Source organism: Rhizobium sp. F40D2, from assembly GCF_051810745.2.
Taxonomy (GTDB): Bacteria; Pseudomonadota; Alphaproteobacteria; order Rhizobiales; family Rhizobiaceae; genus Rhizobium.
On the sequence record NZ_JBPWQX020000004.1, the window covers coordinates 404,669 to 421,043 of the forward strand.

Annotated in this window: 16 protein-coding genes and 3 pseudogenes; 9 read left to right on the plus strand and 10 right to left on the minus strand. The window is 61.0% G+C overall.

From position 1 onward, the window contains the following. Positions 1 to 54: 54 nt before the first annotated feature. From ACS4RS_RS30560 to ACS4RS_RS30590, 7 genes are all read left to right on the plus strand, one after another. A complete protein-coding gene (locus ACS4RS_RS30560) occupies positions 55 to 1,176 on the plus strand; it encodes an ABC transporter permease (RefSeq protein ID WP_449314136.1) in 1,122 nt (373 codons plus the stop codon). Next, positions 1,176 to 1,964, plus strand: a complete 789-nt coding sequence (locus tag ACS4RS_RS30565; RefSeq protein WP_012555814.1) for an ATP-binding cassette domain-containing protein — start codon at positions 1,176 to 1,178, stop codon at positions 1,962 to 1,964. The genes ACS4RS_RS30560 and ACS4RS_RS30565 overlap by 1 nt, the downstream gene beginning before the upstream one ends. A gap of 85 nt (positions 1,965 to 2,049) precedes the next feature. Continuing rightward, positions 2,050 to 2,844, plus strand: coding sequence for a TIM barrel protein (locus tag ACS4RS_RS30570; protein ID WP_439011982.1), 795 nt, complete (start codon positions 2,050 to 2,052; stop codon positions 2,842 to 2,844). Positions 2,845 to 2,870: 26 nt separating this feature from the next. Beyond that, positions 2,871 to 3,890 (plus strand): Gfo/Idh/MocA family oxidoreductase, encoded by a 1,020-nt coding sequence (locus ACS4RS_RS30575; protein WP_439011983.1) that lies wholly within the window; start codon positions 2,871 to 2,873, stop codon positions 3,888 to 3,890. A gap of 56 nt (positions 3,891 to 3,946) precedes the next feature. After that, positions 3,947 to 4,273 (plus strand): MurR/RpiR family transcriptional regulator, encoded by a 327-nt coding sequence (locus ACS4RS_RS30580; protein ID WP_439011984.1) that lies wholly within the window; start codon positions 3,947 to 3,949, stop codon positions 4,271 to 4,273. A gap of 18 nt (positions 4,274 to 4,291) precedes the next feature. After that, positions 4,292 to 5,206, plus strand: coding sequence for a myo-inosose-2 dehydratase (iolE, locus tag ACS4RS_RS30585; RefSeq protein ID WP_449314137.1), 915 nt, complete (start codon positions 4,292 to 4,294; stop codon positions 5,204 to 5,206). Between the two features lie 102 nt (positions 5,207 to 5,308). Next, a complete protein-coding gene (locus ACS4RS_RS30590) occupies positions 5,309 to 5,986 on the plus strand; it encodes an FCD domain-containing protein (RefSeq protein ID WP_439011988.1) in 678 nt (225 codons plus the stop codon). 24 nt (positions 5,987 to 6,010) lie between these two features. Here ACS4RS_RS30590 and ACS4RS_RS30595 read toward each other — a convergent pair. The 4 genes and pseudogenes from ACS4RS_RS30595 to ACS4RS_RS30610 form a co-directional block, all read right to left on the minus strand. Further along, positions 6,011 to 7,013, minus strand: a pseudogene (locus tag ACS4RS_RS30595) (Ldh family oxidoreductase). Between the two features lie 355 nt (positions 7,014 to 7,368). Beyond that, complete coding sequence (locus tag ACS4RS_RS30600) at positions 7,369 to 7,953, minus strand: TadE/TadG family type IV pilus assembly protein (RefSeq protein WP_439011989.1); 585 nt, start codon at positions 7,951 to 7,953, stop codon at positions 7,369 to 7,371. A gap of 1 nt (position 7,954) precedes the next feature. After that, complete coding sequence (locus ACS4RS_RS30605; RefSeq protein WP_439011990.1) at positions 7,955 to 8,485, minus strand: TadE/TadG family type IV pilus assembly protein; 531 nt, start codon at positions 8,483 to 8,485, stop codon at positions 7,955 to 7,957. Beyond that, a complete protein-coding gene (locus tag ACS4RS_RS30610) occupies positions 8,482 to 9,846 on the minus strand; it encodes a pilus assembly protein TadG-related protein (protein ID WP_439011991.1) in 1,365 nt (454 codons plus the stop codon). Before ACS4RS_RS30610 ends, ACS4RS_RS30605 begins: the two co-directional genes overlap by 4 nt. 233 nt (positions 9,847 to 10,079) lie before the next feature. Here ACS4RS_RS30610 and ACS4RS_RS30615 point away from each other — a divergent pair. After that, positions 10,080 to 10,283, plus strand: a pseudogene (locus tag ACS4RS_RS30615) (hypothetical protein); the annotation flags it as partial. A 64-nt stretch (positions 10,284 to 10,347) separates the two neighbouring features. Here ACS4RS_RS30615 and ACS4RS_RS30620 read toward each other — a convergent pair. The 4 genes from ACS4RS_RS30620 to ACS4RS_RS30635 form a co-directional block, all read right to left on the minus strand. Then, entirely contained in the window at positions 10,348 to 11,058 is a 711-nt protein-coding gene (locus ACS4RS_RS30620; protein WP_439011992.1) for an RNA polymerase sigma factor, read from the minus strand. 38 nt (positions 11,059 to 11,096) lie between these two features. Next, positions 11,097 to 11,417 (minus strand): cupredoxin domain-containing protein, encoded by a 321-nt coding sequence (locus ACS4RS_RS30625; protein WP_439011993.1) that lies wholly within the window; start codon positions 11,415 to 11,417, stop codon positions 11,097 to 11,099. 7 nt (positions 11,418 to 11,424) lie between these two features. Then, positions 11,425 to 11,946: a DUF4142 domain-containing protein gene (locus ACS4RS_RS30630; RefSeq protein WP_439011994.1), complete on the minus strand. Its 522-nt coding sequence runs from the start codon at positions 11,944 to 11,946 to the stop codon at positions 11,425 to 11,427. Positions 11,947 to 12,095: 149 nt separating this feature from the next. Further along, positions 12,096 to 12,443 carry a DUF488 domain-containing protein gene (locus ACS4RS_RS30635; RefSeq protein WP_439011995.1) on the minus strand — a complete coding sequence of 116 codons (348 nt, stop codon included), beginning with the start codon at positions 12,441 to 12,443 and terminating at the stop codon, positions 12,096 to 12,098. 601 nt (positions 12,444 to 13,044) lie between these two features. Between ACS4RS_RS30635 and ACS4RS_RS30640 the strand changes: the two genes are divergently transcribed. Next, positions 13,045 to 13,884 (plus strand): PA3715 family protein, encoded by an 840-nt coding sequence (locus tag ACS4RS_RS30640; RefSeq protein WP_439011996.1) that lies wholly within the window; start codon positions 13,045 to 13,047, stop codon positions 13,882 to 13,884. Positions 13,885 to 14,102: 218 nt separating this feature from the next. Here the strand turns inward: ACS4RS_RS30640 and ACS4RS_RS30645 are convergent. Both ACS4RS_RS30645 and ACS4RS_RS30650 read right to left on the minus strand, forming a co-directional pair. Then, positions 14,103 to 15,547, minus strand: a pseudogene (locus tag ACS4RS_RS30645) (aldehyde dehydrogenase). Positions 15,548 to 15,569: 22 nt separating this feature from the next. Further along, positions 15,570 to 16,355, minus strand: coding sequence for a coniferyl-alcohol dehydrogenase (locus ACS4RS_RS30650; RefSeq protein ID WP_439011997.1), 786 nt, complete (start codon positions 16,353 to 16,355; stop codon positions 15,570 to 15,572). Positions 16,356 to 16,375: the final 20 nt, after the last annotated feature.

The window sequence follows — 16,375 nt, forward strand, 5'->3', positions numbered from 1 at the left end:
TCATTCGGACAACGGGCGCGGCGCACGGACAACGATCTATTCTAAGGAACGACCATGACGCTGGCCAACGAACAGAACGGGACTGCGGCCCGGTCCGACGAGCGGCTGAAGAAGGTTTCGACCATGACGGCGCTGCCGCGCCGGCCGGAACTTGGCGCTGTCGCGGGACTGGTGCTTGTCTCCATCTTCTTTTTCTTCACTGCAAATCCGGCCATGTTCACGCTTGCCGGCGTGATCAACTTCATGGCGCCTGCCGCACAGCTCGGCATTCTCGCAATCGGCGCGGCCCTGCTGATGATCGGCGGCGAGTTCGATCTGTCGATCGGCTCCATGGTCGCCTTCGCTGGCCTGGTGTTCGGCACGGCGCTCGTCGTTCTGCACCTGCCGCTGAGCGTCGCGATCCTGATCGCCCTGGCTTTTGCCGTCGTCATCGGCGTTACCAACGCGCAGCTGACGATGCGCACCGGTCTGCCGTCCTTCATCGTGACGCTTGCGTTTCTCTTCATTCTGCGCGGCCTGACGCTCGTCGGTCTCAAATGGGCCAGCGGCGGCGCGACGCAGCTTCGCGGCATGAAGGAGGCCGCCGCCAACAGCCCGCTCGCGCCGTTCTTCTCCGGCGACGCCTTCGGTGGCCCGTTCTCGTGGCTTGGCGCCCATGGCTTCATCGAGACCTTCCCGAGCGGTGCGCCCAAGGTTCCGGGAATCCCCATCGAGATCCTGTGGTTCGTTTTCATTGCTTTGCTGGCGACCTGGGTGCTGCTGCGCACGCGCTTCGGCAACTGGATCTTCGCCTCCGGCGGCGATCCGCGCGCCGCTCGCAAATCCGGCGTTCCCGTTGCGCGCGTCAAGACCACGCTCTTCATCGTCACGGCGATGTGCGCCACGCTGGTCGCCATCCTGACCGTGCTCGATGCGGGTTCGACCGACGCTCGCCGCGGCTTCCAGAAGGAGTTCGAGGCGATCATTGCAGCCGTCATCGGCGGATGCCTCCTAACCGGCGGCTATGGCTCGGCGATCGGCGCCTTCTTCGGCTCCATCGTGTTCGGCATGGTGCTGATCGGGCTGACCTACACCTCGATCGACCAGGACTGGTATCTGGTCTTCCTGGGCGGCATGCTTCTGACCGCCGTCATCTTCAACAATGTCATCCGTACACGCGTGACGGGAGAACGCTGATGAGCACGTCCCAGGCGCCACTCGTCGAGGTCAAGAACCTCGTAAAGCATTTCGGCTCCATCATCGCCCTGAACGGCGTCTCGCTGAGCGTAAACGCAGGCGAAGTTCTCTGCCTTCTCGGCGACAACGGTGCGGGAAAATCCACCCTCATCAACACGCTGTCGGGCGTGTTCAAACCGACGTCGGGAGAATTTCTCATCGACGGACAGCCGCGATCCTTCAGCGGACCTCGCGACGCGCTCGATGCCGGGATCGCGACCGTCTATCAGGACCTTGCGATGATCCCGTTGATGTCGGTGACCCGGAACTTCTTCATGGGGCGCGAGCCTCTGAAAGGCTTCGGACCGTTCAAGAGCATGGACATGGACTTCGCCAACAACGTTACCCGCGACGAGATGCGCAAGATCGGCATCGACGTGCGCGAGCCCGATCAGGCGGTCGGGACCCTTTCCGGAGGCGAGCGCCAATGCGTGGCCATCGCCCGCGCTGTCTATTTCGGGGCGAAGGTACTTATCCTGGACGAACCGACCTCGGCGCTCGGTGTCGCTCAGACTTCGATGGTCCTGAAGTATATCGGCCTGGTCCGAAACAAGGGGCTCGGCGTGATCTTCATCACCCACAACGTCCGCCATGCCTATGCGGTCGGCGACCGGTTCACGGCGCTGAACCGCGGCAAGACGCTGGGAACCTTTGCCAAGAGCGAGATCAATCTCGACAGCCTGCAGAACCTGATGGCTGGCGGCAAGGAACTTCAGTCGATCTCCGAGGAGCTTGGCGGAACGATCTGACGCTCCCGTGAAAACAAGCGAATTCGGTCCGGCACCTAGTGCCGGACCACGGACACTCATACCCATCATCAGGGAAGAACCCGCAATGAGCAATTCCATATCATCCCCCTTTCCATTGGCGGCCTGCGCCGAAATGCTGTGGCGCGACAGGCCCATCGAATGGCGCGCCTCGCGCCTCAAGGAACAGGGCTTCGGCGTCGGTCTCTGGAACTGGCCGGAACATGACATTCGCAAGCTGGAGGCGACCGGCGCCACCTTCACCATCATGAACGGCTATCTTACCGGCCGGCTCACCGACGACGAGGGCGCGGATGAACTTCTGAGAACGGCGCGCCAGACCGCTGGGGTCGGCAAGCGCCTCGGCGTTCAACGGCTGAACCTTCACGGCACCGGTCTTGGCGACCGCGGCCTTCCGGTTCAGCCGATCGAGGTCGTCACAGGGGCGATGTGGATGAAGGCGCGCGATACGCTGCGCCGGATCGTCGACTTGGCGGAGGATGAGAATGTCGTCTTCACGCTCGAGAATTTGAACCTGCCGGTCGATCACCCCGGCGTGCCGTTCGGACGCGCGGAGGACACGATGGCGCTCGTTTCCAGTATCGACCATCCCCGTCTTCGCCTGAACCTTGATCTCTATCACGCTCAGATCGGCGAGGGGAACCTGATCGAGCTGTGCCGAAAGTGCTTGCCATGGATTGGCGAGATCCAGGTCGCCGACGTGCCGGGACGCTGCGAACCCGGCACGGGCGAGGTCAACTGGAAGGGGGTCGCCAAAGCGCTCAAGGCGATGGGCTACGCCGGTCCCGTCGGCTTGGAAGCCTGGGCTGCCGGCGATTCCGACGCCGCGCTCGAAGCCTTCCGCTCCGCATTCACCCTCTGACGTTTCAATCCTACAGGATCCGAACCATGCCCAAGATCAGATCCGTCAACGTCGGCCTCATCGGTGCCGGCCGCATCGGCTCCTTCCATGGCCAATCCATCGCTCGCCGGCTGGTCGACGCAGAACTCGTCGCCATAGCAGATCCGGCGCCGGGTGCGGCAGCGAAGCTCGCAGAGACGCTCGGTGTCGACGCCGCATATGCTGAGGTTTCAGAACTCCTTGCCCATCCGGGTCTCGATGCGGTGGTGATCGCCACCCCGGCGCGGTTCCATACAAACGTGCTGGTGCAGGCCGCCGAAGCCGGAAAGGCGATTTTCTGCGAGAAGCCGATGGCCCTGACCCTCGAAGATGCGGACCGGGCGATCGCCGCGGCGCGTTCGGCCGGGGTGCCGCTCCAGGTCGGGTTCAACCGGCGCTGGGACCAGGCTTTTGCCGAGGGCCGCGTCGCCATCGACGCCGGAAAGATCGGCGCCCCGCAGCTCATTCGCTCTCTGACGCGCGATCCGGGTCCGTTCGGCGCCGATCCCGACCGCATCCCACAGTGGACCATTTTCTACGAGACGCTCATTCACGACTTCGACACTCTGCTTTGGCTCAATCCCGGCGCCAAGCCGGTCGAGGTTTTCGCGATGGCCGATGCGCTCCTCCGCCCGGATGCAAAGGAGAAGGGCTTCCTCGACACCGCCGTGGTCAACATCCGCTTCGACAACGGCTCGGTTGCCGTCGCGGAGGCGAACTTCTCGGCGCTCTACGGTTACGATATCCGCGGCGAGGTGTTCGGATCCGGGGGCATGGTCACCATGGGTGACGTCCGGCGGTCGAGTATGACCCTCTTCGACAATAACGGCGTCTCGAACGAGACGTGGCGACGGGACACCGATCACTTCGTCCAGGGGTACACGGCGCAGCTCGCCGCGTTCGTCGACGCCGTCCGCAATGGCGAACTCAAGGATGCGCCGACAGGCGTGGACGCGCGCAACGCTTTGATGATCGCGCTCGCCAGCATCGAGTCCGTTTCGAAGAAGCAGCCCGTTCTTTTGTCATGAAAGCTGGGATGCGCTGCCTAGTCGGCGCATCCCACCTCAATAAGGAGCGGACACCGATGAGCGCCCAGCAGACATTGCAGAAGCCGAACAGCGTCGCCGAACTGAAGGGCATGATCACAGCAGCCGGGTTGCGGCTTCCCGAGCAGCAGGAGCGCGTGGCGCGCAAGATGCTGGCACGGCCCGACATCGTCGCCTTCGGGACGATAAGTTCCGTGGCGGGCGAATGCGTGGTGTCGCCTTCCACGGTGGTCCGAGTCGCCAATGCGTTGGGCTTCGACACCTTCAGGGAGCTGAAGTGTTTCTTTCAACAGCATTTGAGATCGATCTCCGGCGCCTCCCGTCCGGCCATTTCCAAGATACCGGCGCCTGTTGCGACGCATTGAGGCGCCACAGGGGTATGCATGAATTCTCTCGATTTCCTGCCCGAAGGCGTGCGGCTTGCCGTCAGCCCTCTTTCATGGGCGAACGACGTTCTTGAAGATCTGGGCGCCGATATCTCGCTGGAGACCTGCCTGCTCGATGCGGCGGCGGCGGGATACCAGGGCGTCGAACTCGGCCGAAAATTTCCTCGGGAGGAGGGCTCGCTGCGCCCGTTGCTCCACGATCAAGGACTGGCGCTGGCTTCAGGGTGGCGTTCCGGCGAATTGGCGGAACGCCGCGTCAATGACGAAATGGCCGCTGCCGCGGCTCATGCCGACCTTCTCCATGCTATGGACTGCAAGGTGATGGTCTACGGCGAGGTCGCCATGATGACACGCGGGTCGCCTCTCGACGCGCCCATGTCCCAGCGCCTTATCATGCCGGCAGGCGAGATATCGGCCTATGCTTCGCGCTTGACCGAATTCTCGAAACGTCTGGCGGGTGAATACGATCTCCAACTGGCCTATCATCATCATCTGATGATGGTGACGGAGACCTTCGATGAGATCTCGCGCCTGTTCGACACGACGGGTCGCGAGGTCGGGCTGCTCCTCGACACCGGCCATGCCGCGGGGGCGGGGTTCGACTATCACCGGCTGATAGTGCGCTTCGGCGACCGGATCGTGCATATCCATCTCAAGGACGTTCGCCGCGCCGTCATGAATCAGGTTCGGGCTGACGATCTCGGGTTCAACGCGGGCGTCCGACGCGGGATGTTCGCGGTGCCGGGGGACGGCGCGATCGATTTCGCCCCGGTTGCCCGCTTTGTCCGCGAGAGCGCCTTTCAAGGGTGGCTCGTCGTGGAGGCCGAGCAGGACCCGTCGGTTCCACCACCGAGGGCGGCTGTCGGCAGGGCATTCGCGCATCTTGCCAGGCTTTTCCGTCAGCAGAAATAGAGGTCGAAAAGGGGCCTTGAAAAAGCTGATCGATCTTGAGGAATGAGATCGTCTACGATATCCCAAGCATTAACTTCGTCCCGGAAAGGAGGAGCTTGGGGAATGCCCTTCAATACCGATCAGGTGACAAATCTCGGAAAGGCGCCGACGGCCTCGGATATAATTTTGAAATTCATCCGTGATTCCATCGCCGACGGTTCTCTGGACGAAGGGGAACCGATCCGTCAGGACGATGTCGCCCGGCTGTTCAACGTCAGCAAGATTCCGGTGCGGGAGGCGCTGAAACGGCTGGAGGCCGAAGGTCTGGTGGAATTCCACCGCAACAAGGGCGCGATCGTCACAAGCGTTTCGGAGCCCGAGATTGTCCAGATCTTTGAGGTGCGCGCAATCCTGGAATCGAACGCCATCAAGCTCTCGATCCCCCACATGACGGAAGAGACCTTTGAAAAGGCGCTTGGCTATTGCGACGCCTTCGCAGGGGAAACCGATGTCGCCCGGTGGTCGGAATTGAACTGGCGATTACACAGCTGCCTTTACGAGGATGCGCAGCGGCCATTTCTCGTCACCACCATCCGTTCCGTCAACGACCGGCTGGAACGATATCTGCGGGTGCAGTTGACCCTGTCGGATGGCAAGCAGACGGCGGATCGCGAACATCGGCAGATCCTCGAAGCGTGCCGCGAGCGCGATGAGGAAAAGGCGGCAGGTCTGCTCTATGCGCACATCATGAGCGCCTGCCAATCGCTACTCGAACATCTTCCGGCAAAAAAGCCTCGTTGAGTCATCCCGGCGATCGCGGGACCGTCAGGCGCCGGCGAACTTTACCATAGCCTCGAAGACGGCACGCGGCACTTTCAGACCATCCGTCGCCGGCCTTGGAGCGTCGATGCCGCTGACGCCAGGTACGAACACGCCGTGTTGTTGAAGGCGGTCGGCCTGGCGGCGGGCACGTTCGACAAGGCCATCGTCACTGCGCCCCGGCATCATCGCGATGACGGTCAATCCCACGGCGGGGCTGGCGTTTCCCTCTCGGAAAGATGGCGTGTCCAATGACCATGGACCGCCGGAGAGGCCGGCCGACAGCATTTCCACCATCAGCGCCACATTGGCGCCCTTGCGCCCGCCGAAAGGAAGCAGCGCTCCGCCGAGCGCTCTTGCCGCATCCTGGGTATCCTTGCCGGCTTCATCGACGGCCCATCCCTCCGGGATGGGCGCGCCCCTCGGCTGCGGCCGCGACGATATTGACATAGGCGGTCGCGCTGGACGACTGGTCGATGATGAGAGGCAGCGACCCTTCTCCGAGCGGAAAGCCGAAGGCCATCGGGTTGGTGCTGTAGACGGCCGGACCGCCGGCTTTGGCGACCACCATGGCATTGGCGTTGGTGGCGGCGATGCCGACAATGCCTTCGCTCGCAAGCCTTCGGACATAGTAGCCCAGTTCTCCTGCCGTATAGCTGTTCGTCTGCGTGAAGACTGCGAGCCCGAAATTGCGCACCGCCGCCACGAGATCATCGAATGCCAGATCGAAACCGAACTGCGCGATGCCCCGATCGGCATCCGCGACGAAGAAGGCGGGATAGGGACGTTCGCATCTCGGCGCGGGATTGCAGTTGATGCGGCCCTCGCGGAAGCTATTGAGGTAATCGACCATGTGCGGGAATCCGAGCATGGCAGGTCCATAGATCGCGGCCGATAAGGTGGCATCCACGAGGGAGCTGGCAGTGGCTTCCCCAGCGCCCGCTGCCAGGCAGGCTCGCATCGCCAACGCCTCGGCTTCCGTCCGACCGAGTAGGATCTCATCCGACATCGCAAAACTCCAATTCTCTGTTCCTTGGCCACGGTGCCTGTTCAGCCTTCGGTGCGGTTATCTCCGCAGGCGTTCTTAGCAGAAGCGAGGAAATGCCGACAAGAAAATGTACAATTGTGTCCGCAAGGATGACTTGGGTGATTTGCAAGTCACAAGCTTCGTCAGCGACCAAGATGCATTCGTCGAAGCGATCGCAGGGCAGGAATCCACCCGTCGCTCAAGCAGCGTCGGGCGCGCGTCTCCTTCAATTCCACTTACAAGGTGAGCGAGTTCACTTCCAATCCATAGGCATCGTCAGGCTCGGCGGATGCACGCCGCTTTAATACGTCTGCTGCTCAGCTGGCGTTCCTTGGGCTTACTTGTAAGTGATCGTGTCACTAACGCGTGGACGATTGAAGAAATAGCGGTCGAAACTGTAGCCGTTCTGCCCGGTGAAATTTGAGAAAAACGCCGAGACCGGCGTCGTCAATGTGTATTGCACCCGGGTCAGCACCACCTGCACGCCCGTTTCCTGGATTTTGGAGGGGATTACGACCGCGCTCGCAGTGCCGGAGTTCACCGCCGAGGTGTTGAGCGCGGCGGACCAGTTGACGGTGGCGCTGCCGCTCGTGCTGACATCGTTGACCGCGACCGTGATCGTCAGCTCCGTGGTGTCATAGGGCTGCAGGATGAAGCTGGCGCCGGAAAGAAGCTTCGCAACGTCGGACTTCGTCCAGGAGCTCTGCTGCGCAATCATGTCTCCTGTGGAAGAGGCGATCTCGTCTATCTTGCGGCTGACCGTCAGCGCATGGCCAAGATCGGCGGTGCCGAACAGCAGCATCACCAGGATCGGCAGCACGAGCGCGAATTCCACGCCCGAAGCAGCCGACCGGTCGCACGCGAGATGGCGGATGCGGGACCGCGCGAACCGCAAAGGGGACAGGCTCAGTTTCATGGTCATGTCAGAAGGGCTCGTTGCGGAACAGAGCGGAAGATCCAAGGAGATAACGGCCGTCGGAAAGCTTTGCGCTCGACAGGTTGAAGAAACTGACGACGGCCGTCCATGGCAAAAACGCCTGAACGAGGATGTAGTCGCTGCCCTTGCCGATGTCATAAGTCTCGGTAACCGCGAGCTTGCCGCTGCTGTCGATCGGATCGGTGCTGGCAGCGGACGATATGTCGGAAAGCACGTTCACCTTGACGACGAGGCCGCTGGAGCAGTCGAACGATAAAAGCATGTCGTCGCATATCTTGGCCTTGAAACTGGCCAATGTGATCTTCGATGACGCCACCTCGCCGGTGCGGATCATCCGGGAGATCTTGTGCACCGAAGCATCAAGCGCGGAGTTGACGAAAAACATCAGCGACACTTCGATAATGCCGAACAGAATGATGAAGAGCGGCAGGGCCAGGATCGCAAATTCGATCGCGGCAGCCCCCTTCCGGTCACCGATCAGGCGGCGCAGCGGTGCGAACCGGTTCCCGCGCCTCATTGGGTCAGCCGCACGGAAGAGAGATATTGCGTGAAGAGCGTCGAGAGGCCTGCCGTGATCTCGGTCGACGACGAGGCTGACAGGAACAGGCTCTTGGACGATGCACAGTCGGCCAGCGCATAGGGGATGTAGTCCCGCCTCGTGATGCTGGTCGACACGCCGCTGTCCATGGTGCCGCCCCAGGTGTTCTTCCAGTTGGCGCTCGCCATCGTCGAGCCGACGGTTGCGTTGTAGCCCCAGTCCGAGGTGATCGGAAGATACTCGGTGTAAAGCACGGCCATCGTGTTGGATTGGTTCTTCAGGTAGCCGCACCAATCGGGATTAAGCGGCGCGACCTTGTTCCAGTATGCCCCGGATATAGCCTGCCCGCTCTTCCATACCACGCTGTCTGTGACCCATTCGCGCTTTGACTGGACACCATCCGTCAACAGCAGCACCAGCTTGAGCGGCGTCCCCGAGGTGGTCCCGTCCCCGCCGGCGCCGACTTTCTGCTTGAGCGTCGCCAGCGAGACGTCGAAATAGGTGGCTGCCGTGGAGGTCGCGCTGGTGAGGCCATAACTTTTATCGGAGAGACGGGTGCGTGCCGTGTCCGTGCTCAATGTCGGGGCGAGAACCTCCGTCAGCGTATCGCCCAGGCTATACAATCCGACCTTGATCCGTTCATGATTGCTGTCGGACGTGTCGATCAGGGAGAGCACGTCCTTAACGGCGTCGCCGGCGACATCGGCGCGCAGCTTTATGTTCTTCGCCGTGCTGTATTCATAGTTGTTGGCGTACTTCTTATTGCCGACAGTGTGCGCATCACCCGTATGGCAAGCGAACTGGCAGCCAATGCCGGAATACATGGTCGACTGGCCGGACGTCGTTGCCGCAAGGAGCATCGACGGAGACGTGTCGATGACGATATAGACGTTGAGATAGGACGTCGCCGGCCCCTTGACGGCGCTTCCCACGCTGACGGGGACGGTATCGATATTGGCGATCTTCATGAACGTCGTCGGCACGGTGCCGCTTGCCGTTGCGGTTATGTTGTGATTGGCGGTATCGATGTCGATTTCGCCAAGCGTATAGCTGTTTTCCACTTGCGCATGGAACCAGTCGGAGACCTTCGCCTTGAGTGCGTCGGTGTCCTCGGTGTTGTTGATCTGCTTGACCGCGGCGATCAGAGCGGCATCAAGGTCGCTCTGCATCTTCTGCCGGACATTGTAGCTGCGAATATAGTCAAAGCTCGCGCCGACCGCGACGAGCATCGGCACCAGGCTGAGGGCAACGACGATCGCAACGTTGCCGGTTCGCTCCCTTCTAAGACCGCGAAGGGTGTGGAAGCATCGACCCAATGAAAATGAAAGAGCTGACTTCAAAAAACCACCGTCGAACTGAACATGAAAAAATACTAATGCGAGATGTATCCAGGAAGCTTAAGCCTTTGTTAAAACTTGCAAGTTCCAACAGGTAATGGATTGCCTCCGTGTCGTTTGCTGCGTTTATCGGATATGTCTGCGAATTATGGATATTCGCGAAACCACGTCATCGTCTTTCACAGCGATTTGCGCAGCCGATCCTATCGCGCGTGCCCATGGTGAGGAGATCCGTCATGACGCCGTCCCAATCGCTTCTGCAGCCGGGCCCTGTCGTCGATAACAGCGAGCACAAGCCAGCGGAGCGGGAACTCATCAAAGCGCTTGAATTCGCAGAGGGGATCACCACCGCCATTCCGAATGTTCTCTCCGAGGTAGACGAGGACGGCCGTTATCTGCAGGTCTGTAGAAGAAACCCCGAGCTGCTGGCGATGGCTCGCCCGAAGCCGAAGCGATGTACGCGGCCGGCTGTGAGTGGGGAAACCGAGCTGATATTGCGAGACGTCATAGCGTCCGAGCAAGAGCGGCAATGACGCGATCGGCCATGAAGGCGCAGCGGGCGCCATCGAAGGGGAACAGCGCCGAGAAGGCGCCGGAAAGCCGTTTTTCGATCGACTGACGCATCATCTTCCGCGCCCGATGCAGCCGGGTCTTGGCGGTTTCGGGTCTTATGCCGAGATAGGATGCGGCCTCGTCGGTGCTCATGCCCTCGACATCGCGCAGCACGAAGATGGCGCGAAAATCATCCGGGAGTTCGTCGACCGCCTGTTCGAGGAGCTGCCGCGCCTGGCTCCGCGACAGCTCGGTTTCCGGATCTGTTGCGGATAGGGAGGACGGAAACTGCACGACCTCCCCACCTGCCGACGTCGCCTGCATGTCGATTTCCTCCAGCCCGGTGGTGTGCTTTCGGGCTCGCATCCGGCCGAGCGCCTCATTGAGCGTAATTCGGGTCAGCCATGTCGAAAGCTCCGCTTCGCCCCGGAACGCCGCCAGATTGGTGAAGGCCTTGATATAGGCTGCCTGGACGACGTCTTCTGCCTCCGCATCGTTGCGGATGACGGCGCGCGCGGTGCGGAACAGGCGCTGATTGTGACGCTGGACGATGGCCCGGATCGCGGGCTCGTCGCCCACTTTTGCCAGCGGCACGAGGTCGGCGTCGGCAAGCGTCGATAGAAGCGGCTGGTGTCGCGCGACCGGAACCGGAATGGCTGTCATGGGAATTCTCCGCTACCCGTCTTTCCAGGAGCCCGGCCCTATGGCCGGATCTTTAGTCTGCCGGCCATGGCGGGATGAAAGCGGCAGTAGAAATCCACCGCTCCCGCTCGGCTGATCGTCATGCGGCCTTCCGATTTCGGCGGCAGATCGATGTCGAAGCTTTTGTCACGCGCCGTCGCTGTATGCCGGAATATATCATCATTTCGCCAGACGATCACATCGCCGACATGCAGGTCGGCAGGCGGCGCAGCGAATTTCATTCCTGCAATGGTGATCTGATACTCCGTGGCAGCGGCAACGCCGCTGCTTGCCCAAAGCAGCGCCAACAGTAACGGTAGCGATTTCATCGGCAAACGCATCGCAGGCCTACTTCATCATCGAGGCAAGATGCTCGGCATGCATCTGGTGCTGCTTGAACAGGGTCAGGCCCGTTTCCAGGAGCGACTTGAGCTCCTTATTCTGCGCCGAGGGGATCAGCACATTGGCAAGCGCTGAGTTGACCGACTTGTGATAGGCGACTTCGTTTTCGACATAGGCCTTGTCGAAATCCGCGCCGTCGAGAGCGCCGAGCGTCGTCAGCTCCTTGCTTGCCTGTGTCGACAGCGACTGGCTGACGGCATTGTCTTCAGGCGTCACCTTAAGCTTCTTGACGAGGGCGAGCGCCTGATCGTTGACCGCCTTGTGGTCGCGCTCCATGGTCTTGGCGAATTCGATGACTTCGGCGTTCTTGCTCTTCTTCAGCGCCTGCTCTGCGGCGGTGACATCGATCTGTCCCGCCGTATAGGCGATATGGGCGATCTGCGGGTCGGTCGGCTTGGCATCGGCGGCGATCGAAACCGTGCCGAGCGAGGCCGCTATCAGGGCTGCACCGAAAATTTGTTTCAACATGATCTGTCTCCCTTGTGTCGTGTGACGGAATGCATTCCGCGGCGGCAGCGCGCCTTTGGAAGCAAGCATTGGATGCAGATCGGTCGAAAAGGTTCCCGGAATTTTTTACGCGGGGCAAGCGGCGTATCATCGGCGCCGGCCGTCGATGCTCAGTCTTTGCCGAGGAAGCGCTGCAGCACGATTGCGTGATTGTGCTGCAGGTCTTTCGCCGCATAAAGAAGCGTGGCGTTCGATTTCCCGATCCGGTGTTCGAGTTCTTCGACCGCGGACGTATTCTTCTCGAGTTCCTCCCGGTAACGGCGCTGGAACTCGGTCCATTTGGCGGGGTCGTGGCCGAACCATCGGCGCAGCGCCGGGCTCGGCGCGATCTCTTTCAGCCAGACATCGACTGCCGCATCCTGCTTGCTCAACCCGCGTGGCCACAGCCTGTCGACCAGGATACGCGTACCGTCTTTGTCTTCCTTCGGCTCGTAGATTCGTTTGATATGCCAGGCCATCTACTCACCGCAAGGTTCAGATCCAAAAGACCTTCCCGAGAATACAACATCTTCGAACTCAATTGGTTCGACGAATTGCTTTCGGCTTACAAGGTCGAGAATATCGTTCACCCGTAGCTGAGGTAGAAACCTATCGTGGAAGCCGCCAGATTTTTCCTCTCCGTTCCTGGGCTGGTCATGGCTGGTGCAGTTGGTCCAGCGACCAGTATTAGCTTTGTGATCCATCCTTACCAAAGCCGGTGCTCGAATATGTCTTTCATGTGATCCGGAGCTTGACCCTGAAAGGATGTGCCTTCGGCTGCACCGCCCTCGGTGAGATCGATATCCGGTATGGTGACGCAGCGATCAGGTGGAGCCTGCCCATGATGAAGGTGTGGGTCGATCACAGGGGTATCATGAGGAAAACGGGCGCGAATGGACCGATGAGGTCATGCTTGGCTGTGCGCAGGTGCCTGAAGGGATCTACGACTCCTTGCGGTCGAAATCGGAGAACAGCAGCAAATCGTGTTCCAGACGGTCCCCATGGTTGCGTCCGGTGGTTTGTCGCGGCTTACTGATGGTGCAGGCGATGCTTTGCATGCCTGGTTTTGCGGAGGTTAATATGAAGCGATTTTCCAACGTCCGAACTTTGTTCTTCGTACCGATCGTCCTGATTGGGCTCGGAGTTCCAGCGGCACTGGCGGGACAGAATGAATGCGCCGGGCATGCGGCAGACATCATCCACCGTGCCTATCCAAGCGCCACAAATGCCGACGATGGAACTCTTCTGTTTGAGGGGGCAACCATCACACTGCCCAGGAACGACAGTTTTAATGGCGATCCGCATGCGGTGATCTGTCGGGTTTGGCCGGTTCAGCCGCAACTGACGCTGATTGCGGTTCCGTTGATGACAGAGCGATCGGATTCGGAGAACGAAGGGGATATTGAACTGCTGGTCGCCGACAGCACAAACCTTCAGATAAGGCAGCGGATGCGTCTTAATGGACTTATGTCAGACGACGCCGTCCATGTCCAAAACGTCGCCTTCGACACCGCACGGTATCAGTTCGCTCCGGGGAAAACCGCTTTCGGACTGCGTGTTTCGCTGGAAGGCAGTTCGCGCGCCAATCCATTCGGTGAAACGACTTTGTGGCTCTTCTCGATCGACAGTGGTGAGCTAAAGCCGGTTCTCGACAATATTGTCGTCGGGGAAAGTCACGGAGAATGGGATACCGCCTGCGCCGGTGAGTTTAGCGAAGTCACGCGCACGCTTTCGATGGTTTCATCCGCGAAAGCGGCGTTTGCCGACATCATTGTGACGGAAAAATTGACGACATCCGCTAATACGGTCGGAACGGATAATGATTGCCACAGCGAAGATAAGACGACGATTGTCAAACACCGGCTGCGATTCGACGGATCCGGATATGGCGTTCCCAACGACCTGAAGCGGATTGAGTAGAAAACCTGACCAGATGGTCGTCCAGGCTGTGCGTCGAGTGGGTGACGCCCATCTGAGCTAAAGGCTGAGAGCCCAGCAATCGCGGTCAAAAGTGGCGATGTTCTGCGTTCCACGCGAAAATCTATTCGCTGCCGATGCGCGCCACAACAGTACGACCGCTGTGGCGCAATTATGACTTCGGAGGTGATTTGGGTCCGCAGCGCAGGCGCCGCTGACACTCAGAAGGGATAATGCTGCGCGGAATCCTCGACCGTGATCCAGCGCAGGTCGGTGAATTCGGCGATCGCCGCCTTGCCGCCGAAGCGGCCGTAGCCGCTGCCCTTGACGCCGCCGAAAGGCATTTGCGCCTCGTCGTGCACGGTCGGGCCGTTGATGTGGCAGATGCCGGATTCGATGCGCGCCGCAACCGCCATCGCCCGCTGGATGTTGCGGCTGAAGACTGCGGATGACAGGCCGTACTCGGTGTCGTTGGCGATGCGGATTGCTTCTTCCTCATCCGAGACGCGAATGATCGGTTTCACCGGGCCGAAGGATTCTTCCGCATAGACGCGCATATCCGATGTGACGTGATCGAGGAGTGTGGCCTCGACCACGGTGCCGGAGCGTTTGCCGCCGGCCACGAGTTTCGCGCCCTTGGCCGTCGCATCGGCGATCAGCTCTTCCATCTTCTTGGCTGCGTCGAGGCTGATCAATGAGCCGAGAACGACATGGCCGCGCGGGTCGCCGGCCGGGAGCTGGCTGGCGCGGGCGGCCAGTTTGGCGACGAACTGGTCGGCGATCGTCTCATCGACGATGATCCGCTCCGTCGACATGCAGATCTGCCCCTGATGCATGAAGGCGCCGAAAACGGCTGCATTGACCGCGCCGTCGATATCGGCGTCGTCGAGGATAATAAGCGGAGCCTTGCCGCCGAGCTCCAAGAGGGCGGGCTTGAGATATTTGCCACAAGTCCCAGCGATGATCTTGCCGACCTTGGTCGAGCCGGTGAAGTTGACGCGCTTGACGGCGGGATGGGCGATCAGCGCTGTGACGATCTCCGGCGCGTCCTCCGGTGCGTTGGTGATGACGTTGAGGACGCCGGCCGGCAGGCCCGCTTCCGTTAGCACCGTTGCGATCAATCGGTGCGTGCCCGGGCATTGTTCGGATGCCTTCAGGATGGCGGTGTTGCCGCAGGCGATCGGCATCGCGATGGCGCGGGTGGCGAGGATGACGGGTGCATTCCAGGGGGCAATCGCCAGGCACACGCCCGCCGCCTGACGAACGCCCATGGCGAGCGTGCCGGGTTTGTCGGAGGGAATGATTTCGCCTGATATCTGCGTCGTCATCGCGCCGGCCTCCCGCAGGATGTTGGCGGCAAACATGACATTGAAGCCGGCCCAGGGCGCGGTGGCGCCGGTTTCCTCGATCATCAACCGAGTAAACTCACCCCCTTGGAATCCATGATGTCGGCGGCCTTCATCAGGATCGCGCGGCGCTGCCCCGGGCCGGTTTTCGACCAGGCGGCAAAAGCGGCGGAGGCGGCGTCGACGGCGGCTGCGGCGTCCTCCAGGCTCGCCGCGGCGGCGCGGCTGGCGAGCTTTTCGGTGAAGGGATCGATGCGATCATAGGTCCGGCCGTCGGAGGCAGGACGGTCTGCGCCGTTGATCAGGAGGGAAATATTCATCATGTGTCTCCTTTAAGAATGACTAGAATCCGAGGACGTCGGCGTTGATGGATGCTTCCAGGCCGCCGTCGGCGGCAAGATTGGCGCCGTTGATCCAGCGTCCGCCATCCGAGCAGAGGAAGAGCACGGCGGGGGCGATATCGGCGGCGGTGCCGGCGCGGCCGACGCGGGTGATGTCGCTGTCGACCCTGGCGTCGCCGAGCACGGCGCGGAACTGCTTAAGGATCGGCGTTTCCACCGGCCCGGGGCTTACCGCATTGATGCGGATGCCGCGTTGCTTGAACAAAGGCTGATGGGCCGCGCGCATGGTCCAGAGCAGGAGCAGCTCTTTGGAAAGCGGGTACCCCTCTTCATCCTTCAGACCGTGTTCGGCGGCGACCGCTGCCACATCGGGAAAGCCGTCGATCGATGTCAGCGATTTCGCCCGTTCGAGATTGGCGCGCCAGCCGTAGCCGGCGATCGAGGCGACGTTGACGATGGCGCCGCCCTCGCGCAGGCGAGGTGCCGCGGCTTCCGACAGCGCGCGCAGGCCGTAGAAATTGACAGCGAGAGTCGAGGCGATGCCGGTGCTGCCGGAAAGGCCGGCGACATTAGCGAGCGCATCGAGACGCGCCGGGAGCCGTGCAACGATCTCTGCAACGCCCGATGGCGTGGACAGATCGCCCTTGATGAAGGCGGCACCTCCATTGGCCGGTTCGCGCAGATCGACGCCGATCACCTCGGCGCCCATCTGGCCGGCCAATTCCGCCGTCCGGGCGCCGATGCCGGAGGCCACGCCGGTCACCAGGATTGTTTTACCAAAAAGCATGAATGTTACCTTTCACTGGA